This is a genomic window from Tsukamurella soli (assembly GCF_039541155.1).
Classification (GTDB): domain Bacteria; phylum Actinomycetota; class Actinomycetes; order Mycobacteriales; family Mycobacteriaceae; genus Tsukamurella; species Tsukamurella soli.
Map to the genome: position 1 here is coordinate 38,389 of NZ_BAABFR010000026.1, position 20,289 is coordinate 58,677.

Consider the following 20,289-nt stretch of genomic DNA (forward strand, 5'->3'; position numbering starts at 1 on the left):
GACCGTGAGATCCACGTATTGGTGGAAGGGCACCAAGAACTTCGGTGACCAGATCAACGAGTTCCTGCTGCGCAAGCTCGGTGTCGACGACTGGGAGCATTCCGATCCCGAGTCGGCCGAGCTCGTCATGGTCGGCTCCATCCTCGAGCACCTACCGACCAGGTTCGCCGGGACTGTCTGCGGTGCAGGGATCCTCCTGCCTGAGACGCGGGTGGACTTGTCCAACGCGCGCATCCTGGCACTCCGTGGGAAGTTGACGGCCAACCGTGTCATCGGCTACCAGGGACAGGCCGTCTTGGGTGACTTGGGACTGCTGGTGTCCCGGTTCGTTCAGCAGTCCGATGCGGTGTACGACCTCGGTGTGATCCCGCACTGGTCGGATACCACGCTGGCTCAGCGTTTCCCGCATGGGAAGCTGATCGACCCGTCCGGGAATGTGCAGGATGTGGTGCAGCAGATCGTGCAGTGCCGGCAGATCATCTCGTCGAGCCTGCATGGACTGGTCGTGGCTGATGCCTACGGCATCCCGCGGCAGGCCGAGCGTCTGACGGTCGGTCCGTACCAGCACCCGAAGTTCCAGCATACGCAGGAGGATCGGGACTTCAAGTTCCGCGACTACGCCTCGATCTACCCGGATGGCGACCCGCATTTCGGTGAGATGTGGACCGCTCCGTGGCAGGTGGTGGAGCGTGTGCAGGAGCAGCTGTGGGCGGCACTGCAGGTGGCTATCGGTCGACCCCTGCCTCCGGAGCGCGAGGAACTGCCCACTCCGTGGAAGCCGAAGTGGTGGCATGTGTGTCGCCGTCGGCGTCCGCAGGTGAGCTTCATCGTTCCGTTCCGGGATCAGGACGAGTACCGCACCCGCGTGTGGGAGTGGTTGAAGGTGTACTGGCGCACCCACATGCCGGACGCGGAGATCGTGATCGGCCGCGACAACAGCCCTGTCTTCTCGAAGGCACGCGCGGTGAACGAGGGCGCTTCCCGAGCTCGCGGTCGGGTCTTCGTGGTGATGGACGCCGATGCATGGATGGATCCAGACCGGTTGCAGGACACTGTCGACAAGATCGACACGGCCGTGCAGTCGGGACGCAAGCTGTGGATGATGCCGTACAACCATCTGTACCGGCTGACGCTGCCTGCGACGCTGGAGATCCTGGACACCGACCCGAAGGCGCCGTACTGGGCGTCCTCGCCGCCGGCACCGGAGTGGATCGAGCCGGATGCGATGTCCGGTGTGAACTACGGCCACCAGTACGGCGCGATGATGATGGTCCTTCCGACTGAGGCGTTCTTCCGGGTGGGTGGCTTCGATCCGCGTATGAAGGGTTGGGGTGTGGAGGATCTGGCGATGCTCACATCCTTGGACACCTTGTATGCGCAGCATGAGGTGGCCCAGGCCGACATCCTGCATCTGTGGCACGCACGGCCCGGTGCGGGGAAGCGCGGGATCGACCATATCAATCGGCTGTGGGCTGGTCAGGCATTCCAGATGAATCACCGTCTAGCGCAGCGCTACCGGGCAGCGACCGGTGAGCGCGCTGCGATGGGCGGACTCGTCGATGAGAGGAAGCGATGATGGATCGCATCTGAGACCCACGGCATCGTATGGTGCCGTGTTGGTCCCGGCGCGCGGGAACGGCTCTGAGACAGGCCAAAGCGCATCCCATGACGCCGCCAATCGGGCAGAGGGTGCAGCTGCGCGCGTCGGGACGCCAAACTTGGGGGCCGTTCACACTACGCCTCATAGGCCGACCGAAGGTCGCCCCCCCTCAATCGCGATTGGTCCAATGGCAGGACGCTGGGGTCTGGTTCCAGAAGTCGAGGTTCGAGTCCTTGATCGCGAGCTGGGGCCATTACGTTTGTGCATCCCATATGAAAACGCCCCATCATCTCGGCCCGTAGAAGCCTCGACGCCCGTTTTCTACAGGCGGCCCTAGGTCCCCCCGTCACCCACCCCACTAGCGGCCCAATAACGTTCGGTTCCTCAGCTACCTGACATCCAGACTACGACGAGCCGACCAGAACCCCCAGCTCCATTCAGGCAGTGCGAACCGTATAGGGCGCCGAGCTGGCCCAAACCCAAGGGAGATCATCATGGCGAAGCGCCTCGTCCGTCGCGAGCGACGCAACTACGAGTTCTTCGGCGACCGCTACATCGGCCCACTCCGCCCACGCCGCGAGACCCGTACTGCCGGCGAGTCGGCCATCCATCCTGAGGAGAGGGCTGAATGACCGAGGAGTGGAAGCCTGTGGGCATCGGCGTCTTCGAGGCGTCGACCTACGGACGTCTACGAGTGCCGGCGCGATGGACTGACGGGCGCATCCGCCGCATGTTTCCGGCGCGTATCGTCCACGGGCGCAAGGTGGTCATCGACGACCGCGAGTACCTGGTGGCCGAGCTGATCGCCCGCGCGTTCCTTGGTACACCGCATGGGATCCTCGGCTTCATCGACGGCAACGAGGACAACCGCGCACCAGCGAACCTGGAGTGGCGCCAGCTGGCACCCGAGCTCGACGAGGCCATTCAGCAGGGTCTGTCCGAGGTCGAGGATTCTGTCGAGGTACCCGTCGAACCGGCGCGCTCCTGCAAGTACGGCCATGCTGTCGAGGACTGGAACCTGTACGGGCGCAACCGGTGTGTGGCCTGCTACAAGGCCACCACGAAGATCCGCGGCGAAGGGCTCTCCACGTCGGAGCATCAGCGTCTCGCCGACTCCATCTATGCCGAGATGAAAACGAAGAACCATGCCTGACCTCAAGAAGACCATCGCCGCTGTCGCGCTCGCGGCCGGACTCCTCACGCTGGGCGCCTGCGGGCAGCAGGCCAGCGATGCGGAGGTGGTGTCGCACAACATCTCCAACGACGCGGACAACTTCCGCATCGAGCGGAGGGTCGTGTTCTACAACGGCATCACCGACAAGTACATCCTGGAGATCACCGGCCTGTGCTCGACCGATGACGAGACCACCAAGGTCGAGGTGACCTGCAAGGTCGGGGACAACAAGTACCTCAAGCACATCGAGCACTTGAGCGACAACGTCACCTATTTCTCGGAGCAGCTGGAAGCCGTGCCGGAGAACAAGTACCAGTACGAGGTGAACTTCAAGCCCGAGTCGATCCTGCCCGATGTGGAGCTTCGATAGACCACCGCGCCCGTGCGGTTGATACGCGGGATACCTAGGGATGGGTAGTCGGAGGGCTGACGCTGGGCATGGCGTCAGCCCTCCCTCATATGCAGAGGAGACATGGATGACGGTGGTTTACGCGCAGAAGCTGTGCCAGCAGTGCCGGATGGTGGAGCGGCTGCTGACGAATCTCGGTGTCACGTACGAGGTCCGGGATGTTCAGGAGGATCCGCAGGCACTGGAGGACGTGATGGAGTACTGGCGCACCCTCCGGCCCGGCGAGCAGCCTTCCACGCCGGTGACGGTGATCGACGGCGACCCGGTGGGTGTCTTCTTCGGCAACGTGCCGCACAGGATCAAGGCGCATCTCGCGCAGGAGGAGAAGGCGTCGTGACCGACGAGAAGTTCGAGGATCTGATGAGTGCGTTGGACACCGCCATCTGCAACCTCGTCAGCTACACCACGGAGGACTGCCCGAGCGGCGGCATGCATTGGCCCGACGCCTGGACGCTCTTGGTCGGCATCAGGGGTGACAACAACTGCGGCGGATCGGTGCGCTTCTCACCCACTAAGCAGTCGCCGTGGGCCACGAACGGGCTGCTTGTGCACTGCGGCGCGCATGTCTGCCAGGAGTGCGAGGAATGAAGCTCTCCGTCCTGATGCTCTCCACGGACACCAGGTACGACACGCATTGCGTCCGCATGGAGGAGGAGTTGTTCCGCCAGCGGGATCTGATGCTGGATGCCGACGAGGTGGAGATCCTGGTTCTCACCGACGCCAAAGGTATGACGGTGGGCCGGAAACGGCAGTCCCTCGTCTCCATCGCGCAAGGTGAGTATGTGATGTTCGTCGATGACGACGATCGCATCGAGCCGGATATGCTCGAGTCCGTCCTGGACGGGATCATCGAGTCCCACGCGGACGTGGTCTGCTACCGCGCGAGCGTCAGTCTCAACGGCGGCAAGCCGAAAGTCTGCCGGTACTCCAAGGACTTCCGCTCGGACCGAAACACCGCGACCGAATACCTACGGCTGCCCAATCACCTCATGGCCGTCAAGCGTGAGCTCGCGATGCAGGCAGGCTTCCCGGACAAGAGCTTCGGCGAGGATTCCGACTACGCCCGGAATCTGCTTCCGCTCTTGGAGACGGAGCACCAGATCCCCCGAGTGCTGTACCACTACGACTTCTCGGACGAGACGAGCGAGACGGCCGCGAAGGCGCCGTATCTCGCCGATGTGGTGATCCTCTCCAATGGCAAGACCGAGCAGCAGCAGGCGATGACTCAGAAGGCCATCGACACCTGCATAGACCAGGCGCGGCCGGACCGGGTGAACGTGATCGTGATGGAGGGCCAGCCTGACATCGAGTACGAGCGCGCCACCACGGTGCTTCAGTTGCCGGCGTTCAACTACAACCGCGAGGCTAACCGCGGGATTCGGATGGGTGGTGCGCCGTGGGTGATGGTCGCCAACAACGACCTCCTGTTCGGCGCCGGATGGCTCAGGCGTCTGTTGGCGGCGAATCATCCTGTGGTGTCACCGAAGTGCCCGCGTGATCCACGTCAGCGCATGATCCGGCGCAACACCCGGGGCGATCAGGTCGGGCGCCACTTCAGCGGGTGGGCGTTCCTCAGTGAGCGCGCGATCTGGGAGAAGGTCGGCGGCTGGGACGAATGCGTGTCGTTCTGGGCCAGCGACAACTGCGTGGTCGCTCAGCTGAAGGAGATCGGCGTGCAGCCGATGCTGGTACCCCTCGCGCAGGTCACGCACCTGGGGTCTCAGACGTTGCAGCACGCATCCGATAAGGACGATCTGATGTGGGCACAGATTCGCATCTTCAACGAGAAGTACGGCGAGCACATCTTCGAGGACAACCCTCGATACAAGGCGTGGAGGGTTGCCCATGTCGATGAGTAAGCGCGCGGGCCGGTCGGATGGCCGATGGAAGAAGCAGCGGGCGAAGCTGGTGAAGCAGGTTCAGGCGGCCGGAACACCATGTCCTCTTTGCGGTGAGGCGTTCGTCTTCGACGATTGGCGCAGTCCGCTGTATCCGCACATGGACCACATCATCCCGTTGTCGCAGCTGGCGCCGGGGGATCCGCGTCGGCAGGAGTCCTTGAACACCAGATTGGTGCACGCCGAGTGTAATCGTAAGCGCGGCAATAGGATTCGTGCCGGGTACGACCAGCCGAACCTGACGGAGTGGTGACGTGACTCTCACCTCTCGCCTGAATCGACTCCGTGCCGCGATCCTCGGTGCCAACGACGGCATCGTCAGCGTCAGCGGACTACTCCTCGGTGTAGCTGCAGCCACGGGTGATCGCGGCTACCTGGTGCTGGCGTCGGTGGCAGCGATCGTCTCCGGCGCTCTGAGCATGGCGCTAGGGGAATGGGTGAGCGTCGCAGCCCAACGGGACGGGGAGCTGGCCGCCGGTCAGGCTCCGACCGTCTCAGGCGTGCAAGCCGCCCTGTCTTCGGCGGTGAGCTTCACGCTCGGCGGTCTGGTGCCCGCGGTGTCGGTGATCGTCTCGCCGGCGTATCTGCGTGGCTGGGTGACCCTCCTGGCCGCCCTCGTCGCGTTGACGCTCACCGGCTACGCGGCAGCGCACGGAACGGACACCAAACCTGAGCGCGCAGTGCTGCGCATCGTGCTCGGCGGATCACTGGCGATGGCCGTCAGCTACGGAATCGGACACATCGTAGGGGTGGTGGCATGAGCCGCGAGAACAATGAAATGAAGAACGTGCTGCGCCGACTGCGCGAGGCGGAGAACCGGCTGACCGCACTCGAACGCCGCGTCGGCGACGAAGGCATCGCACGGCAGCCTATTTGGGAGGGGAAGGAATGGTACGCATCCAAGAGTCCGTTCGGGTCTGGTGGAAGCGCTGGACCATCCGCCGGCAACTCCGAGGGCTTTACGAGCACGCTGAAAACTACCCCATCGGTAGTCCAGAGCGACGAAAGTTGATGGTGCAGATATGGCACCTACGCATCGAACTCGGCCAACTGTAGACGTCCAGATATGCGCCCATGTCGACCGCGCAGATGCTGCGCTGGAGCTCGGCGAACAGGTGCATGGTCAGATCACGATGGACACCGGCGCCCGCGGATCACTGGTCAACCACGACCTTGCGTGGCACCAGCTGGCAGACCGCTCGGACGCAGACTGGCTCATCGTGCTGGAGGACGATGCCGTCCCATGTCGGGACTTCCTGGACCGCGCCGCGGACGCCCTGGCCTACGCCCCTAGCGTCGCAGTGAGCTTCTACGTCGGTACGGGGCGACCACTCGGTCGGCGAATCATCCGCGCACTCCTGGCAGCAGAACAGGCCGGGAACGTCTGGTTGACGAATCCCGGCCTGTTGTGGGGTGTAGGCGTGGCATTGCGCGCGGACATAGTGAAGCCGATGCTCGACGGGGTTACGGAGATCCGCCGTCCCTACGACGAGCGCATGGGGGAATGGCTCGCGAGCCACAAGATCCCGGTGGCGTACACGTTGCCCAGCCTGGTCGATCACGAGGACGGCCAGTCGATCATCGGGACGGATCGGCCCGAGATGGTGCGCAAGGCACACAAGCTCGGGCCGATGCCGCTCAGTTGGAAGACGCCAGCAACGGCGATTTAGCGACCGACGGAAATGTGTGCGGTGCAGCGTCGGGGGTCGATGCTCGCGGTGCAGCTCCCCGAGGCGGCGGAGTTGCTCACGCCGTCGGAGCGGACGTCGATCGTGGCGCTGGTGCACTCGATGACGAAAAGGCCGCACCGGCTAATTCCCGAAATCTAAGTATTCCCTTGTGGCGCAACCACGCTCAGGTCATCATGACCGGTGGTATACTTTAGGCGATGCCCTTTTCGCTGAGACTAGGGAAGTCGGAGCCCTCGGACGCGGCCGGACGACCGTGTACCGGGGGTACGCATCTCCACATGTTGTGAGGTCCCAGAAGCCTCACTCCATTCGTCTCCGGTGGAGGCATTCTCGGCGCGGTAGATCGGCCGTCACCCGCCGTCTCGGCACCGACCAGCGGATCATCGGCGCCACACCCACACGTGCTCTCTGGGGATCAACGGCGCTCCCTCCGGCCCGGCGACGTACGGCGCGATCCACCGCCTCTCGGCCCTCTGCTGTCCGCGTGGGCCGACGTGATACGTGCGCATGTGCCCACGCACGATCCACCGGTGGCTGTAGTCGCGGCCGGCACCGGCAGCTGTGCCGTCGGGGCCGATGGTCCAGTCGCGCACCGTGCGGAGGTCGATCACCGTCACCTCGGGCACTTCCCGCGTGCGGGTGTCCTTCGCTGCCCCGTCGGCGGCATAGCTGGCGGGGCGCGTCGACCCGACCTTCGGCTGATGGGACAGCAGCATCGTCGCGCACAGAATCCGCCAGACCGCGTACTCGGGCGACACCATCTCGTCGCCCACCGGCACCGTATCGTCTCGACCGTCACCGAACCTGACGGTGATCAGTTCCAGCGGACCGGTCGTTCCCGCGCCGACGCGGGTCCACAGTTCGATCCGCACACCGCCCATGCGGGGGTCCTGGGACCACTGCGGGATCGGCGCCCACGACACCGCATCGATGCTCACCAGTGCTTCGTCGCCGCGGCGTGTCCGGTTCAGCACGCGGATCGGTAGACCGCCGTCCCACACGAGGAGGCCCGTCCGTGATTCGGTGTCCCGGTCCCATTCGGGCAGTTCGTCGCCGGAGAGGCCGGTATCGGCGGCGAGCGTCGCCATGTCCGGCGCCACCCACCACAGTGACGCGGTTGCCATCGCCTCAGCCTGCCGACGCCACAGGTCGGCGATGCGCTCGACCTGGGCCTCGCCGTGGTGCTCGCGGTAGACGCGCGTCTCCCGGCGCAACTCGGCGGCCAGGTCAGCACGCACACCGGGCATCGAGACCGCGCGCAGCGGCCTCATGGCGTGTCGATGATCCGCAGGCCGGGGATCTGCTGGCGGACGCGGAACGCGATCATCCGCTGCCATCCAGAGGGTCCGTCCTCCACCATCGCGCGCAGGCCACTCATCGGCGCATCCTGCACCGAATCCACGCCGCCGGCTTCGATGAACAGCACGGCATGTTTGCTGCCGTCGCGCAGATACGCCTCGGTCAACCGCCGAACCTCCTCCTCCGCGTGAGCTTCTAGGCGCCGAATCGCGGCGACTGCGAACGGTTTCACGGCCGACTGGCCCGACTCCCACCGCTGCACGGTGCGGGTCTGCACGCCGAGGTGGTTGGCGAGCCATTCGGCGGTGACGCCGAGGCCCTCGCGGATCGCGCGGACCTCGGCGGCCGTCAGCCTGTCGTCGCTCATGCGCGGCGCGCGGCGTCGTCGCCGACGGGCTCGAACCCGGCGGCCCGCAGCGCGTCGTCGTACGGTGCGCGGTCCTCGGACGGTGCGACGGCGATCCACAGGTCCAGTGCCTCGGTGTCGTCGTTCCACACGCTCACGGCGCCGTCGGCGACAGGCTTCGCGTGCTCGTTGTCCTCGCTGCCGCCGCCGACGACGATCAGGTAGTCCCAGTGCCCGGCGTCGTCGATGCGCAGCTCGACGGGGAAAAGCTGGGCGGTGGTGTTGGCGTTCATGGTGATCTCCCCTTTGGTGGGTGGCGGGTGTGGCCTTGGTGCCTGTCCCGCGCTCTGCATCAAGTATGTCGCAAAGTGCGACAGAATGCAAGCGGTCTGCCGAGAAATCTCGGAACCAATCCCTGAAACGACGGAAGGCGCCCCACCTCACGAATGAGATGGGGCGCCAACCGATGTCGGGTCAGACCTGAGTGCCGTGCTCGGCATCTCCCTTGTCGACCCATCGCATGATGGTGGCCTTCTGGACGCCGAGCGTCTTCGCGAGTTCGGTCTGGTTGGCGCACTTCTGCGGCGGCAACCCGTGGTCGATGTTCCACTGCCGCCACCAGATCGCGTACTCGTACACCTTGTCCGCGACCTGCTGGGACAGATGCTCCAGGTACTCTTGCGCCTCGATGCGCTCTCGGCCCAGATCGGCGAACTCGGACAGTTCCATGATGGTCATGCTACTGACGCACCGCCTCACGTACATCAGCGTCGGACGCCCACGCCACCTGCAGCCGCACAGGCTCACGTGATCCCACCGGACGAAACAGGGCGTCGCCCCTCCCGGTGAGGTTCTGCGCGCCGGTGCGGTCCAGCGCCACACCGGAATCGGTGTGGTTGGCGACGGTGAACACGAGTCGACTCGGCACGTTCGCGCGGATCAGACCGGTCAGCACCTTCGCTTCCGGTCGCTGCGTCGCCAGGATCAGATGCACACCGGCGGCACGTCCCAGCTGCGCCAGACGCACGAGCAGCGGCTCGATGACCTTCTTCGCGTCCATCATCAAGTCCGCAAGCTCATCGACCACCACCACGAGTCGCGGCCAGATCGGCTCAGTCCTGGCGATCTGCGCAGCGTTGTACTCGGAGATGTTCCGGTATCCAGCAGCTTCCAGCCGCTCGTACCGTTGGTCCATCAGCCGGGTCACCTGCCGTAGTGCCGCGGTCGCCTCGAACACGTCAGTGCTCACGGAGTGGGCGCGTTCGCGGTACGGCGCGAACTCGACGCGCTTGGGGTCGATCAGGAATAGGGCGACGTCTTTCCGCTTCACCAGCTGGCACAAAGCGCAGTTGAGGAAACTCGACTTCCCGGAGTTGGTGGTGCCGGCCACGAGTAGGTGCGGAAGGTCGGCCAAGTCCATCAGGACGGTGTTTCCGTCGACGTCCACACCGACACCCAGGGTGACGCCGTATCGGTCGTGCACGGCCACCTCAGACAGTGGAATGACCTGCCGCTCAGCCCTGGGAACCTCGACACCCACATAGCTGGTGCCGGGGATCTGCGACAGCAGCCTCACGGAATCCACACCCAGCGCGCGCTGAACATCCTCAGTCAGACCCTTGAATGCCGCCACCCGTGTACCGGGTGCCAGCTTCAGCGCGTAGCGGATCACCTGTGGGCCTTCAGTGACGCCGGCGAGCTCGGCGCGTATGCCGAACTCGGCCAACGCATCTTGGACGTTCACAGTGGCACCGCCACATCGCATACATCAGGTGCTTGATTGATCGGCGCGTAGGCGTCGGCACAGTTTGACATATATGTCTCCTACTGTCTGCTAGTCGCTCTTGTGTGCGGGGATGGAATTGCGCGCGCCCGTCCACGGACTCGAACCGTGGTGTATGCCGTTCGGGCTAGGTGGGTCAGACGCTTCTACACGGTGGCGCTCACGGAATCATCCCCCACGCGTGCGTCATCGCGGTGAGCACGTCGAATGTGGAGCGCGTCGTGAATCCCAGCGGCGGAACAATGCTCCGCTCTACGTGGCGACGGTTGTCCGCGTCGACCGTGACCACATGAAACGAGACACCGTTCGTCTTGCTACCGAACTCGAGCGCGTATCGCGTATCAGGGTTCAGCGCACCGACACGCCTACCAGCGACCACCCAACGCTCGAACGCACGGTACAGATCACGGTTGGTTACCCGCATTTTTGATTCCTCACATTCCCGCGAGGGCGGATACCGCGGCGCGGCGCGTCGGTAACGGCAGCATCAGCGCGTCGCCGGCGGACCACTGCGCCATCTGCGACGGCAGAACATACCGCCAGCCATGCAAAGTCTTGATGTGACCGGGGCGGTCGTAGACGTCGACGTCGTGACGCTCGACGAAACCGACGTGGCGCCCGTCGACCGTGACGTCAGCGCGTCCGGCGCGCAAGGGGATCACCTTGATGGACATGATTGCCTCCGATTGGATTGAGGGGAATTGCGTGCGCACACGCGGAATCGAACCGCGTCACCCGTAGGTGAACCGTTGTGCGCTAGGTGAGTCAGCGGCGTGGTCAGCCGATGGATGCCAGATATTCGGTGAGTCCCCCGCCCACCCACATGAGGCGCACATCACTTAGGTGCTTATCCGTCATCACGCGGATTATTTGATCCGTGTCGGTGAGGCCATACAGGCGCACCCCGGGCGCGGGCGGAAATGGGGTATCGAGCGGAATAACTCTGTTACCGTTCGTGATCTTGGCGATGTTTTCGGGTGTCAGGTCAATCATTGTTATCTCCAATTTGTTGTTCGGTGTTCAGCGGCGTGGTGGTGGTTCCCACGGCGCTACAGGCATGTCCTGCCGTGGCTCTATGCCGTAGCGGCGCTTCAGCTCCGGATAGCTGATAGAGCGGCGTGAACCGTCGCTGAACTCGGCGTAGTACCACCACGCGGTACCGAGCTCCTGCAGCGATACCGGGCGCGGCTCACTCATGGTCGACCACCCAAAGCCGGAAGCCGTCGACGGCATACAGGTCAGGTGCGACGCGCTGGAAATATCCGAGCATGTCGTTGCAGCCACCGTCGGACGCCATGTCCAGCAGCGTCATACTGTCTTCCGCGCGCGCGATGCCGTAGACCACGTCCGATTGCAGCGTATTGAGCTCGGCGATGAAGTCGTACAACGTCTGCGCCGAGACAAGCGGGACGGCGAAACCATTCCACGGTTCGGCGAAACCCGCGCACGGGAACGTGCGCGCGGAACCGTCGATGCAGAAAGCCGGCAAGGACATGGCTGTACCCCAATCGGTGAGTGTGGTGTGTGTCAGAACGTGCGCGCCCACGGAATCGAACCGTGGCAACCGAACCGTTGCGCGCGAGTGGATCAATCGAAGTCGTGAATGGTGAGCATGGTTTCGTTGACCACGCCGGAGCAGTAGCGCGCGAAGATCACGGTGCCGTCGATCTGAGTGGTGTCGCGTACATAGCCGCTACGGTCGTATGCCTCACGCGCCAAGGCGTTCACGTGACGCTGCAGCGTGCGGCGCGACCACGACTTGCGTTCGTACGTCTGGAACTTCTCGCCACCGACCAGCGCACGGTGAGAAAGCTCGACGTCGTACCGTTCGCGCGTCAATTTGAGGTTCAGTGGCATGACGGGCTCCAATCTGAGACAGGACAACGGCCGTCGGACGACAGACCGGTAGTGCGCGCCGTGAGAATCGAACTCACGTGACCAACCGTTGCGCGCTGGTGGATCAGTAGCGTTCGATCCACCACAGGCCGGGATAGTCGGAATCCGACTCGATCCGCCACCCCTCAACGGCAGCAATGGCCTCAATCTCATCGAGTGTGGACGTCGAGTCATCGTCAGACGCGTCGACATCGCTCAGTGCGTCGTCCAACTCACACAACGTGGTATCCACGTATGCAGCCTCATACGCGATAGCCTCGATCAGGCGCTGTGCAGTGTTGTTGTATGGCGTATCGGTGGCATCCATCAGGACGCGCGGGTAGTAGACCTTCATGCGTGCACTCGATTCGCCTGAGATGCAGCCGCGATCATCGCAGCCAGCATCAGGAAGAACACGCCAACGGCAACGGTAGCCATGGGGAATCACCCGATTCGGTGGGAATGCAGCTCGCACGGGCATGTGCAGCTGTCGTGCGCGCCACGGGGGTCGAACCCGCGTGCCGTCCGCCATGTCGGACGCGCGCTATAGAAGGTCAGTGCTTGGCGTGACGGGGGCGGCGCGGGTAGTCACCACGCTCCGTGACGACGGAGACACCGTACGCCGCACGGCAGATCATGACCACCGACTGGACACGACGTGCGTCCGTGGGCAGCAGACCCGGTGTGCGCTCACCAGCGCACGGCGAGAAAGTGACACGCGGATCACGCGCGACACACTCGAGAGAGACGTGAGGCATGGCAGCCAGACGTGCAGCGGCACGCGACAGACTGCCAGCGGGGGCGGGGGCGGGGGAGAATGTCATGGACCAATGGTATCGCGCGCAACCGGAGGGCGCAAGGGGATGCGCGCACCTAATTCGTCACGGCCCGTGACCAGCCGGGCCGTGACCAGCGCACACGCCGCAGACCCACGGCCGTACCAGCTGCTCACACGCTCACACGCCACCGTCACAGGGGTGCACCCGACGACCTAACAGATACGTCACTGTGACGGTAGGGCCCGGAACGGTGAGCAGCTGGTCACCCGGGGGATAGGCACCGACGCGCCGGCGCCCCCACGGCAGACCCCAGACCGTGACCAGCGCAGACCCCGGGCCCGCGTGCGACGCCGGCGCCCCAAGGGTGGGGGGTCACCCCCCACGCGGAGCCGCCCTCGCCTCACTCGCATAGCGCTCAATCCCCCCAGGGGAATTTCAAATGCGCAATCGTGCACATCGCCATGCCTGAATGGGCGCTACGTGGTTCGCCTTCGAGCCGCCTGTTCGAGTCAGCGGGCCAGCGGAAGCTGAGCATTGGTTCCGTTGGGTACCGGAGGGCGGTTGATAGGCTGGTCGTAGATGAAACTGGGGGTTTCATGATGAATACGCCTGCCTCGCTGGGGCCGGGCGGTCGCCGGTTCTGGGAGGGTATTCGGGAATCGCGCACCGTTCCCGCGACTTCGTATGCGCTGGTTCTGAACGCGTGTCGGATCATCGATCGGCTGGATGAGATCAGCGAGATGTTCGACAACGACGAGTTGTCGCTGACGGTGACCAATGACCGGGGTGATGAGGTCGCCAACCCGCTGTTGGGTGAACTGCGGCAGCAAACGTTGGCGTTGAACCAGATTCTGAAGACGTTGGGCTTCGGCAAGTTGGAGGAGACGGGCTCGGCTGCGGACACGTTCGACACTGAGTTCAAGGCGCTGCTGGACGCTGAGAATGGATGAGCGCGTCGGCGCGCAGGTTCCGACGCATCATCTTGTGCCGCCGTCGGCGACGAATCGTGGGCTTGAGGCCGTGGTGTTGGCGAAGATGGGTGGTCTGACGCTTGATCCGTGGCAGCGGAACCTGATGCAGGACACTCTCGGTTTTCGGGACAACGGGAAGTTCGCGGCGAAGGAAGTCGGGCTCATAGTGCCTCGACAAAACGGCAAGTCCTTGTCGCTTGTCGCGCGAATCCTCATGGGGCTGTTCAAGCTCCAGGAGGAGAAGATCATCTATACCGCCCATCAGCTGAAGACGGCGACGGAGATCCACCGCGCCACCGTCGATGCGATCTACCGGTCGAAGCGGTTGAGCGCCTTGGTGACCAACGTCTATCAGTCGAACCAGGAACGGTCCATTGTTCTCGGCGGTAAGGGCACTAATCGGACCGAGCAGCGGGTGCAGTTCATGACCCGGGGTTCCGGCTCGGGCCGAGGGTTCGCGGGCGACTGCGTGATCTTCGATGAGGCATACAACCTTTCGCCAGATGTGGTCGCAGATCTTCTTCCGACGCTGTCGGCGAAGCCCAACCCTCAGGTCTGGTACGTCTCCTCGACGGGGATGCCGGACTCGGACGCTCTGCGACAGGTCCACCAGCGCGGATTAGCCGGGGAGAAGCTGCTGGCGTTCAGTGAGTGGGCGGCGTCGGACGGCTGCGACCTCTCTGATATCGAGAATTGGTATCTGACCAATCCTGCGCTGGGGATCCGCATGGACTTGGAGACACTGGAGCTGGAATGGCGTGCCCTGAAGGATCTTCCGGGTGGCCCTGAGCGGTTCGCGCGCGAACGGCTGGGCATGTGGGCCTCCACGGACATCGACGCCGCGATCCCGGAAGGCGTGTGGATGAACAACATCGACGGCGTCAACCAGATCGTCGGGGACATCGCCATCGGATTCGACGTCTCACCGAATCAGGCGCACGGAGCTGTCTACGTCGCCGGCCAGAATGCCAACGGTCTGCTGACCATTGAGCGCGCGCATATAGACATGGGTACGCAGTGGATTCCGGAGTATATCCGGGGGATCACGGAGCGCCGGAAGGTGCGTGCGGTGGCGTTCGATGGTGGTTCGCAGGCTTCGGCGATCGCCCCGGAGCTCACGCGACTCGGTGTGGAGGCGGAGGCTACATCCCTGGGGGGTGTGGGGGCTGCTTGTGGGCAGTTCTTCAATGCCACGATGGAGTCGACGCTGAAACACCGTGACGATGGGGTTCTCCACACGGCTGTTCTGACTGCTATCAAGCTGCCGTTCAACAAGTCCGACCCTGATTCCAGGTGGAAGTGGGGTCGGCGCGACATGTCGATCGACATCTCACCGCTCGTCGCCTCGACGATGGCACTCCACGCCTTCTCGGTCGGCAGGCCGGTCAAGAAGCGTTCGGGGAAGGTCTTTTACGCATGAGCACGATGGCTACAGGGGATGAGATCCCCTTCGAGACGCTGCAGGACATGGTCTTCATGGGGCCGGATGCGTTGACGAGCACCGAGGAGATCCTCGGGATGACGCGGAAGATCATGTGGCCGCAGTTTCTGACGGAGCGTGAGCGTCTGCACCGTATCGGTATGTGGTTCAAGGGGTATCAGGAGCGGCCGATCCTGCCGCGGGCAGCGACCCGGGAGTTGACGCAACTGCTGGAGCTGTCGCGCACGCCTTGGTTGGGGCTGGCTGTGACGACAGTGGCGCAGGCGCTGTTCGTGGACGGTTACACGTCTCCGCAGAATGCTACGGACACCCGCGGTGCGTGGCAGACGTGGTTGGCGAACGGAATGCCGTCGAAGCAGACAGCCCTATACAAGGCCGCGTTGGGGTACGGCTACTCGTACGCCTTCGGACTGCCCGGTGTGGGGCCTTCCGGTTCGAATCAGGCGGTGGTGCGGTGCCGTTCGCCGTTGGACTCGTACGCTGTATACGAGGACAAGGCGAACGATGAGTGGCCGCGCTATGGCATGGAGGTCACCTGGGCGCCGAACACCGGCTTGGGGTACCCGGAGAAGACGCAGGCCATCGTCTATCTGTACGACGACACCTTCAAGCACAAGATGCTGCTGCTGGGTGCAGATGGTGCCAGGTTCGAGTATGTCAGCTCGGTCCCACATGGGGCGGGTGTGTGCCCGGTGGTGCGGTATGCCAACGAGTTGGACCTGGAGGGCAACGCGCCGGGTGAGGTCGAGCCGTTCATTCCGGTAGCGATGCGTATCGACAAGACGGTGTTCGACCGTCTGTTGACGCAGCATTTCGCGTCGTGGCGTGTTCGGTACATCACCGGCATGTCGGAGTTCGCTGACGATGACGCGGTTCAGAACCTGGAGTCGACGTACCGGAAGCTGCAGGGACTCAAGCAGGCTGACATTCTCGCGATACCCGACTCCGAGGCGAAGGTGGGCACGCTCGATGCCTCCGATGTGGTGCAGTTCATCACTGCGAACCAGTCTGACATCGAGACGTTGTCGGCCCTGGCGCAGGTGCCGAGCCACATTCTCACCGGCCAGGTGGTGAATCTGGCTGCAGATGCCATCGCGGCGGCGCGAGCTCCGTTGACGCAGAAGATCGCTCAGCGTCAGGTGTCGTTCGGCACATCCCATGCCCAGCTGATGCGTCTTGTGGCGCACCTGGAGGGCGACGAGGCCGCGGCGCAGGACTATGAGGCTGCGGTGAGCTGGCAGGACATGGACGTGCGTTCGTTGGCGCAGGCCGCCGACGCTCTCGGCAAGTTGGCTTTGTCGCTTGGCATCCCGAAGCAGGCGCTCTGGGCGATGGTCCCGAATGTCACGCAGACGCAGATCGAGGAGTGGGGCGAGATGATCTTGAACGGCGACAAGCTGACCGCGTTGCTGAACACGGAGGTGTCCTCGGATCTCGCGGTGATGACCGAGGAGAACAAGATGGGGTCCGGTGGACAGGTCTGACCGGAACCCACTTGATAGGATTGAAGTGTTGAATGACTAGGAGCAATCCGCGGACATTCCAAGAGGTTACGGACAATACGTCTCAAGCCTCCGACGACCTACTGCGCACAGGCGCGGCGGCAGCACTTCTCGGCCACTTCATCATCGGTCAGCATGTAGCACGGCAGTCGCAGATCGCCGACGAGCTGAATCAGGTTCTGGCGCAACAGTGGCAGTGGGTCGACATGCGGGACATCCCACGGTCGGGGTCGGCGTTCACCACGGCGGCGACCCGGGCGGTCGCGGACGCCTATGAGCAGTCGCAGGTGGCTGCGGATCAGTTCGTCCGCGAACTCCGCGCGGCGGTGCATCCTGAGGCCGAACCGCTACCAGCGCTTCATCTTCCGTCGCAGCCAGAAGTCATGGCTCCGGTGGGTGACCGATTCCCTGTGGGGGGGGCTGTGATCCGCGCCGGTGCGCCTGACACTGGGCGCATCGCGCGGATCATGGATCTGGCGGGGCCTAACGCAGCGTTGGAGCGGATGCCCGCACCGACGAATGTCGCTATGACGGATGGCCTTCGGTCCGCCCAAGGGGTGGCGACACGGATGGCGCTCACCGGTGGCCGGAAGGTCGTCCTCCAACATCAGTACCTGGACAAGACGATCCAAGGGTGGGAGCGCGTGACGGAGCCGGGATGCTGTGCATTCTGTGCCGTATTAGCCTCCCGCGGACCGGTGTTCAAGGAGTCTACGTTCCCGACCGAGCGCCTACCTGACGGTAGCTACGCGACACGGTCGAGGAATACGGGTAAGACGTTCACCTCGGGTGTGAATGATCTTTCGGAGAGCGCGGTACCTGCAGCGGTGCATAACAACTGTCGATGCACGTTGCGGCCGGTCTTCAAGAACGAACCACAGTCCTTCCAGGCCGAGAACAAGAACCTGAAGAAGCTGTGGAGCGACACCACGAAGGGGTTGCACGGTAAGGCCGCGTTGAACGCCTTCCGTCGATTCTGGGACAGCGGAACCCCACCTCCCCTACCGGAGGTGCGTGATCCCGCGGTGGAACGCCGCGTGGCAGCGGAGCAGATCCTGCCGATGCTGAAAACCGGCTTGGCGAACCTCCTCTCGGCTCCCGAGGGGCATGAGGGTGCCATCGAATACCACCAGGCGCAGATCAAGCGCCTGGAGAGCTACCTGGTAGCTCACTAACCCGCATGTCGGACGGTGACGACGTGAGCGCGGGGGAATCCACCGGATCCCAAGGGGGGAACCACACATGGCAGACGAGGACGAGGGTGTCGAGAACACCGAGGGTGAGCAGCCCGAGGTGGTCGAGAAGACCCTGACCGAGTCCCAGGTCAACAAGATCGTCGAGAAGCGTCTCGCCGACCAGCGTAAGTCGTTTTTCAAGGACTTCGGGGGCCCCGACGGGCTCGAGGAGTTGAAGGCGAAGGCGCAGAAGGCCGATGAGGCCGAGGCGGCGAAGCTATCGGAGATCGAGAAGGCCAACCGGCGCGCCGAACTCGCAGAGAAGCGTGCGCTGGAGGTGGAGAACAGCAAGCAGACCTCGGAGCACGAGATCCTACGGCTGACCACCGCTCTCAACAAGGGTCTGAACGCCAAACAGGCGAAGCGACTGACCGGCAGCACCCCTGAGGAGCTGGAGGCGGACGCCGACGACCTGCTGGAGATGTTCTCCGCAGCCACAGCATCGAAGCCAGATCCGGCACCTCACCGGCAGCCGGCGGAGAAGCTGACGGGCGGCGGCAAGGCTGATGAGAGCACCAGTGTGGAGTCCCTCGACCGCGAGGATCGCGTGAATCTGGTCATGGGCCACGGTCACACGATCCGCACGCAGGGTCGCCGAGGTAGGTGACCTCTCAAACCATCTGAATGTGTCGGGGGACGCATCCAGAAGCCCTACAACCGATTCGGGGGGATCGCATGGGTGACATCAATCCCAACAGCTTTATCAAGCCGACGGTCGTGGTGGACACGGCCATCGGCGTCCTTCTCCGTCAGATCGTGCTGCCGAGCCTCGTCTGGCGCATGGATGCGTCCGAGTTCCAGTACGCCTTCGATGACACGGTCACCATCCGCGTCGATGGCGTCGCCATCGCCCGGGATCGGCAGCTCCGTGACTACAACACGCCCCTGGAGCTCGACACCATCGCGCAGACGAGCGTCGCCGTTCAGCTGACTACGGACATCTCGTCCGCGGTTCCGCTGCCCGACGAGCAGTTGCTGTTGGACATCCAGAACTTCGGCCGCGAGATCCTGGTGCCGCAGGTGAAGTCGGTCGCACTGCGCACAGAGTCGCATCTGGCGCAGCTGATCGAGACCGCGCCGTATCAGAACACGGTGACGATCTCGGACGACAACATCTACCAGGCGTTCGTCGTCGCGCAGACATACCTGAACAAGAACAATGTTCCGCAGGAGGACCGCACCCTTGTGGTGGGTCCCAACGTCTACGCCGCGCTCGTCAGCAACGAGCAGTTCACGAACGCCGCAATGGCCGGCGACTCGATGGCGTTGCGCAACGGTAACATCGGCCTGCTGGGCGGTATGCCGGTGCACCTGTCGAACGTCATCGACGCCAACTCGGCGTACCTGTTCCATCAGACGGCCTTCGTCACCGCGAACATCGCTCCGCTGGTGCCTGCCGGTGTCCCCTTCGGTGCGTCGCAGAACGGTGAAGGTGTCGCCCTGCGATGGATGCGCGACTACAGCTCCACCTACCGCAAGGACCGCTCGATCCTCAACACGTACTGGGGCGGCGCGTACGTCCCCGACAACGTGATCCTGGTCGACGACTACGGTAACCCGATCCTGGACTCGAACGGCGACCTGCAGACCACGTCGCAGTTCATCCGAGCGGTGCAGCTGACCTACACCGGCAGCCTGTCGGGCCTCGACGGTTCGTAGCAGGGGGAGCTGATGATTCAGCTCGCCACTACGGATGAGCTCGGGATGCGCCTCGGGGTCGTCTTCGACTCCGAGGCGGATCCGGTGAGTTACGGTCGCGCGGTCGGCGCGCTGGAGGATGTGTCTGCACATGCCATTACGATTGCCGAGCGTCCCGAGTGGGCGCCCGGAGCGATCCCACCGGATGTGCACGCCATCATTCTCGCTGCAGCGCAAAGGATCTACCGAAACCCGTCGGCTTATCGGCGTGAGCAGAAGCGGGAGGGGCCGTTCTCAGGGGAGCGGGAGCTGGATCCACTCGCATCGGCCGCCTCGGTGGACGTGTTCACACCCACCGAGGTGTCGAAGATCCTGAAGTACCGGGACCGTCAGAACATCGGTGTCATCTCCACGGAACGTGACCCGGAGTGGTTGCGCCTGTGGCAGTTGCGTCGTGACACGCAGTATGTGCGCGATGTCGACGGGGTTCCGTTTCCATACGTCGCGGGTCCGTGGGGGTACTAGCCTCAGCCTTTCATCGAAATTCGTTGGCGGGCCGTGTCGTTGATGAGAGAAGGTGCCCTGAGCTGGGAGAATAGCGGTTACCACACCTGCTGTTCCACCCGACTGAGGAGCACCTTCTTGGTG

At 63.8% G+C, this 20,289-nt stretch carries 30 protein-coding genes and 1 tRNA gene; 19 read left to right on the top strand and 12 right to left on the bottom strand.

The window, feature by feature from the left end; genetic code table 11:
• Positions 1–4: 4 nt before the first annotated feature.
• From ABD908_RS10455 to ABD908_RS10510, 12 genes are all read left to right on the top strand, one after another.
• Positions 5–1,576, top strand: coding sequence for a glycosyltransferase (locus tag ABD908_RS10455; protein ID WP_344994819.1), 1,572 nt, complete (start codon positions 5–7; stop codon positions 1,574–1,576).
• Between the two features lie 197 nt (positions 1,577–1,773).
• Positions 1,774–1,844 (top strand) — tRNA-Gln (locus ABD908_RS10460).
• Between the two features lie 250 nt (positions 1,845–2,094).
• Positions 2,095–2,232 carry a hypothetical protein gene (locus ABD908_RS10465; RefSeq protein WP_344994822.1) on the top strand — a complete coding sequence of 46 codons (138 nt, stop codon included), beginning with the start codon at positions 2,095–2,097 and terminating at the stop codon, positions 2,230–2,232.
• Complete coding sequence (locus ABD908_RS10470) at positions 2,229–2,753, top strand: hypothetical protein (RefSeq protein ID WP_344994825.1); 525 nt, start codon at positions 2,229–2,231, stop codon at positions 2,751–2,753. Before ABD908_RS10465 ends, ABD908_RS10470 begins: the two co-directional genes overlap by 4 nt.
• A complete protein-coding gene (locus tag ABD908_RS10475; RefSeq protein WP_344994827.1) occupies positions 2,746–3,144 on the top strand; it encodes a beta-sandwich lipoprotein in 399 nt (132 codons plus the stop codon). The genes ABD908_RS10470 and ABD908_RS10475 overlap by 8 nt, the downstream gene beginning before the upstream one ends.
• A gap of 106 nt (positions 3,145–3,250) precedes the next feature.
• Positions 3,251–3,520, top strand: a complete 270-nt coding sequence (locus ABD908_RS10480; RefSeq protein ID WP_344994830.1) for a glutaredoxin family protein — start codon at positions 3,251–3,253, stop codon at positions 3,518–3,520.
• A complete protein-coding gene (locus ABD908_RS10485; RefSeq protein ID WP_344994833.1) occupies positions 3,517–3,771 on the top strand; it encodes a hypothetical protein in 255 nt (84 codons plus the stop codon). Before ABD908_RS10480 ends, ABD908_RS10485 begins: the two co-directional genes overlap by 4 nt.
• On the top strand, positions 3,768–5,042 hold the full coding sequence (locus ABD908_RS10490) for a glycosyltransferase (protein WP_344994836.1): 1,275 nt from the start codon (positions 3,768–3,770) through the stop codon (positions 5,040–5,042). The genes ABD908_RS10485 and ABD908_RS10490 overlap by 4 nt, the downstream gene beginning before the upstream one ends.
• The gene (locus tag ABD908_RS10495; RefSeq protein ID WP_344994839.1) at positions 5,029–5,334 is read left to right on the top strand and encodes an HNH endonuclease; all 306 of its coding nucleotides are present in this window, start codon (positions 5,029–5,031) and stop codon (positions 5,332–5,334) included. Before ABD908_RS10490 ends, ABD908_RS10495 begins: the two co-directional genes overlap by 14 nt.
• Before the next feature lies 1 nt (position 5,335).
• Positions 5,336–5,842: a VIT1/CCC1 transporter family protein gene (locus tag ABD908_RS10500; RefSeq protein WP_344994842.1), complete on the top strand. Its 507-nt coding sequence runs from the start codon at positions 5,336–5,338 to the stop codon at positions 5,840–5,842.
• Positions 5,839–6,093 (top strand): hypothetical protein, encoded by a 255-nt coding sequence (locus ABD908_RS10505; protein ID WP_344994845.1) that lies wholly within the window; start codon positions 5,839–5,841, stop codon positions 6,091–6,093. The genes ABD908_RS10500 and ABD908_RS10505 overlap by 4 nt, the downstream gene beginning before the upstream one ends.
• A 103-nt stretch (positions 6,094–6,196) precedes the next feature.
• A complete protein-coding gene (locus ABD908_RS10510) occupies positions 6,197–6,751 on the top strand; it encodes a hypothetical protein (RefSeq protein ID WP_344994847.1) in 555 nt (184 codons plus the stop codon).
• 401 nt (positions 6,752–7,152) lie between these two features.
• On the opposite strand, the gene ABD908_RS10515 is transcribed toward ABD908_RS10510, so the two are convergent.
• From ABD908_RS10515 to ABD908_RS10570, 12 genes are all read right to left on the bottom strand, one after another.
• Entirely contained in the window at positions 7,153–8,043 is an 891-nt protein-coding gene (locus ABD908_RS10515; RefSeq protein WP_344994849.1) for a hypothetical protein, read from the bottom strand.
• Complete coding sequence (locus tag ABD908_RS10520) at positions 8,040–8,438, bottom strand: helix-turn-helix domain-containing protein (protein WP_344994850.1); 399 nt, start codon at positions 8,436–8,438, stop codon at positions 8,040–8,042. Before ABD908_RS10520 ends, ABD908_RS10515 begins: the two co-directional genes overlap by 4 nt.
• The gene (locus ABD908_RS10525) at positions 8,435–8,710 is read right to left on the bottom strand and encodes a hypothetical protein (protein WP_344994852.1); all 276 of its coding nucleotides are present in this window, start codon (positions 8,708–8,710) and stop codon (positions 8,435–8,437) included. The genes ABD908_RS10520 and ABD908_RS10525 overlap by 4 nt, the downstream gene beginning before the upstream one ends.
• 181 nt (positions 8,711–8,891) lie before the next feature.
• The gene (locus ABD908_RS10530; RefSeq protein ID WP_344994854.1) at positions 8,892–9,146 is read right to left on the bottom strand and encodes a hypothetical protein; all 255 of its coding nucleotides are present in this window, start codon (positions 9,144–9,146) and stop codon (positions 8,892–8,894) included.
• A 10-nt stretch (positions 9,147–9,156) separates the two neighbouring features.
• On the bottom strand, positions 9,157–10,161 hold the full coding sequence (locus ABD908_RS10535) for a DNA translocase FtsK (protein ID WP_344994856.1): 1,005 nt from the start codon (positions 10,159–10,161) through the stop codon (positions 9,157–9,159).
• Between the two features lie 199 nt (positions 10,162–10,360).
• Positions 10,361–10,624, bottom strand: a complete 264-nt coding sequence (locus ABD908_RS10540; RefSeq protein WP_344994858.1) for a hypothetical protein — start codon at positions 10,622–10,624, stop codon at positions 10,361–10,363.
• Between the two features lie 10 nt (positions 10,625–10,634).
• Positions 10,635–10,874, bottom strand: a complete 240-nt coding sequence (locus ABD908_RS10545; protein WP_344994861.1) for a hypothetical protein — start codon at positions 10,872–10,874, stop codon at positions 10,635–10,637.
• 103 nt (positions 10,875–10,977) lie between these two features.
• The gene (locus ABD908_RS10550) at positions 10,978–11,193 is read right to left on the bottom strand and encodes a hypothetical protein (RefSeq protein ID WP_344994863.1); all 216 of its coding nucleotides are present in this window, start codon (positions 11,191–11,193) and stop codon (positions 10,978–10,980) included.
• Between the two features lie 27 nt (positions 11,194–11,220).
• The gene (locus tag ABD908_RS10555) at positions 11,221–11,397 is read right to left on the bottom strand and encodes a hypothetical protein (RefSeq protein WP_344994866.1); all 177 of its coding nucleotides are present in this window, start codon (positions 11,395–11,397) and stop codon (positions 11,221–11,223) included.
• Complete coding sequence (locus ABD908_RS10560) at positions 11,390–11,746, bottom strand: hypothetical protein (RefSeq protein ID WP_344994869.1); 357 nt, start codon at positions 11,744–11,746, stop codon at positions 11,390–11,392. Before ABD908_RS10560 ends, ABD908_RS10555 begins: the two co-directional genes overlap by 8 nt.
• Positions 11,747–11,787: 41 nt before the next feature.
• Positions 11,788–12,057: a hypothetical protein gene (locus tag ABD908_RS10565; RefSeq protein ID WP_344994872.1), complete on the bottom strand. Its 270-nt coding sequence runs from the start codon at positions 12,055–12,057 to the stop codon at positions 11,788–11,790.
• Positions 12,058–12,160: 103 nt separating this feature from the next.
• Complete coding sequence (locus ABD908_RS10570; RefSeq protein WP_344994875.1) at positions 12,161–12,430, bottom strand: hypothetical protein; 270 nt, start codon at positions 12,428–12,430, stop codon at positions 12,161–12,163.
• A gap of 1,023 nt (positions 12,431–13,453) precedes the next feature.
• Here ABD908_RS10570 and ABD908_RS10575 point away from each other — a divergent pair.
• The 7 genes from ABD908_RS10575 (at position 13,454) to ABD908_RS10605 (ending at position 20,166) form a co-directional block, all read left to right on the top strand.
• Entirely contained in the window at positions 13,454–13,804 is a 351-nt protein-coding gene (locus ABD908_RS10575) for a hypothetical protein (RefSeq protein ID WP_344994878.1), read from the top strand.
• Entirely contained in the window at positions 13,797–15,245 is a 1,449-nt protein-coding gene (locus ABD908_RS10580; RefSeq protein ID WP_344994881.1) for a hypothetical protein, read from the top strand. The genes ABD908_RS10575 and ABD908_RS10580 overlap by 8 nt, the downstream gene beginning before the upstream one ends.
• Entirely contained in the window at positions 15,242–16,750 is a 1,509-nt protein-coding gene (locus ABD908_RS10585) for a phage portal protein (protein WP_344994884.1), read from the top strand. The genes ABD908_RS10580 and ABD908_RS10585 overlap by 4 nt, the downstream gene beginning before the upstream one ends.
• Before the next feature lie 32 nt (positions 16,751–16,782).
• Positions 16,783–17,943: a VG15 protein gene (locus tag ABD908_RS10590; RefSeq protein ID WP_344994887.1), complete on the top strand. Its 1,161-nt coding sequence runs from the start codon at positions 16,783–16,785 to the stop codon at positions 17,941–17,943.
• A 67-nt stretch (positions 17,944–18,010) separates the two neighbouring features.
• Positions 18,011–18,610, top strand: a complete 600-nt coding sequence (locus tag ABD908_RS10595; RefSeq protein ID WP_344994890.1) for a hypothetical protein — start codon at positions 18,011–18,013, stop codon at positions 18,608–18,610.
• Positions 18,611–18,678: 68 nt separating this feature from the next.
• Positions 18,679–19,662, top strand: coding sequence for a major capsid protein (locus tag ABD908_RS10600; RefSeq protein ID WP_344994892.1), 984 nt, complete (start codon positions 18,679–18,681; stop codon positions 19,660–19,662).
• A 12-nt stretch (positions 19,663–19,674) separates the two neighbouring features.
• On the top strand, positions 19,675–20,166 hold the full coding sequence (locus ABD908_RS10605) for a hypothetical protein (RefSeq protein WP_344994895.1): 492 nt from the start codon (positions 19,675–19,677) through the stop codon (positions 20,164–20,166).
• Positions 20,167–20,289: the final 123 nt, after the last annotated feature.

Excerpts from the sequence above, each read along its gene's own strand:
- ABD908_RS10465 (WP_344994822.1), top strand. The coding sequence starts at position 2,095 with ATGGCGAAGCGCCTCGTCCGTCGCGAGCGACGCAACTACGAGTTCTTC.
- ABD908_RS10470 (WP_344994825.1), top strand. The coding sequence starts at position 2,229 with ATGACCGAGGAGTGGAAGCCTGTGGGCATCGGCGTCTTCGAGGCGTCG.
- ABD908_RS10475 (WP_344994827.1), top strand. The coding sequence starts at position 2,746 with ATGCCTGACCTCAAGAAGACCATCGCCGCTGTCGCGCTCGCGGCCGGA.
- ABD908_RS10480 (WP_344994830.1), top strand. The coding sequence starts at position 3,251 with ATGACGGTGGTTTACGCGCAGAAGCTGTGCCAGCAGTGCCGGATGGTG.
- ABD908_RS10490 (WP_344994836.1), top strand. The coding sequence starts at position 3,768 with ATGAAGCTCTCCGTCCTGATGCTCTCCACGGACACCAGGTACGACACG.
- ABD908_RS10495 (WP_344994839.1), top strand. The coding sequence starts at position 5,029 with ATGTCGATGAGTAAGCGCGCGGGCCGGTCGGATGGCCGATGGAAGAAG.
- ABD908_RS10505 (WP_344994845.1), top strand. The coding sequence starts at position 5,839 with ATGAGCCGCGAGAACAATGAAATGAAGAACGTGCTGCGCCGACTGCGC.
- ABD908_RS10515 (WP_344994849.1), bottom strand. The coding sequence starts at position 8,043 with ATGAGGCCGCTGCGCGCGGTCTCGATGCCCGGTGTGCGTGCTGACCTG.
- ABD908_RS10520 (WP_344994850.1), bottom strand. The coding sequence starts at position 8,438 with ATGAGCGACGACAGGCTGACGGCCGCCGAGGTCCGCGCGATCCGCGAG.
- ABD908_RS10525 (WP_344994852.1), bottom strand. The coding sequence starts at position 8,710 with ATGAACGCCAACACCACCGCCCAGCTTTTCCCCGTCGAGCTGCGCATC.
- ABD908_RS10530 (WP_344994854.1), bottom strand. The coding sequence starts at position 9,146 with ATGGAACTGTCCGAGTTCGCCGATCTGGGCCGAGAGCGCATCGAGGCG.
- ABD908_RS10540 (WP_344994858.1), bottom strand. The coding sequence starts at position 10,624 with ATGCGGGTAACCAACCGTGATCTGTACCGTGCGTTCGAGCGTTGGGTG.
- ABD908_RS10545 (WP_344994861.1), bottom strand. The coding sequence starts at position 10,874 with ATGTCCATCAAGGTGATCCCCTTGCGCGCCGGACGCGCTGACGTCACG.
- ABD908_RS10550 (WP_344994863.1), bottom strand. The coding sequence starts at position 11,193 with ATGATTGACCTGACACCCGAAAACATCGCCAAGATCACGAACGGTAAC.
- ABD908_RS10555 (WP_344994866.1), bottom strand. The coding sequence starts at position 11,397 with ATGAGTGAGCCGCGCCCGGTATCGCTGCAGGAGCTCGGTACCGCGTGG.
- ABD908_RS10565 (WP_344994872.1), bottom strand. The coding sequence starts at position 12,057 with ATGCCACTGAACCTCAAATTGACGCGCGAACGGTACGACGTCGAGCTT.
- ABD908_RS10570 (WP_344994875.1), bottom strand. The coding sequence starts at position 12,430 with ATGAAGGTCTACTACCCGCGCGTCCTGATGGATGCCACCGATACGCCA.
- ABD908_RS10575 (WP_344994878.1), top strand. The coding sequence starts at position 13,454 with ATGAATACGCCTGCCTCGCTGGGGCCGGGCGGTCGCCGGTTCTGGGAG.
- ABD908_RS10580 (WP_344994881.1), top strand. The coding sequence starts at position 13,797 with ATGGATGAGCGCGTCGGCGCGCAGGTTCCGACGCATCATCTTGTGCCG.
- ABD908_RS10585 (WP_344994884.1), top strand. The coding sequence starts at position 15,242 with ATGAGCACGATGGCTACAGGGGATGAGATCCCCTTCGAGACGCTGCAG.
- ABD908_RS10590 (WP_344994887.1), top strand. The coding sequence starts at position 16,783 with ATGACTAGGAGCAATCCGCGGACATTCCAAGAGGTTACGGACAATACG.
- ABD908_RS10595 (WP_344994890.1), top strand. The coding sequence starts at position 18,011 with ATGGCAGACGAGGACGAGGGTGTCGAGAACACCGAGGGTGAGCAGCCC.
- ABD908_RS10600 (WP_344994892.1), top strand. The coding sequence starts at position 18,679 with ATGGGTGACATCAATCCCAACAGCTTTATCAAGCCGACGGTCGTGGTG.
- ABD908_RS10605 (WP_344994895.1), top strand. The coding sequence starts at position 19,675 with ATGATTCAGCTCGCCACTACGGATGAGCTCGGGATGCGCCTCGGGGTC.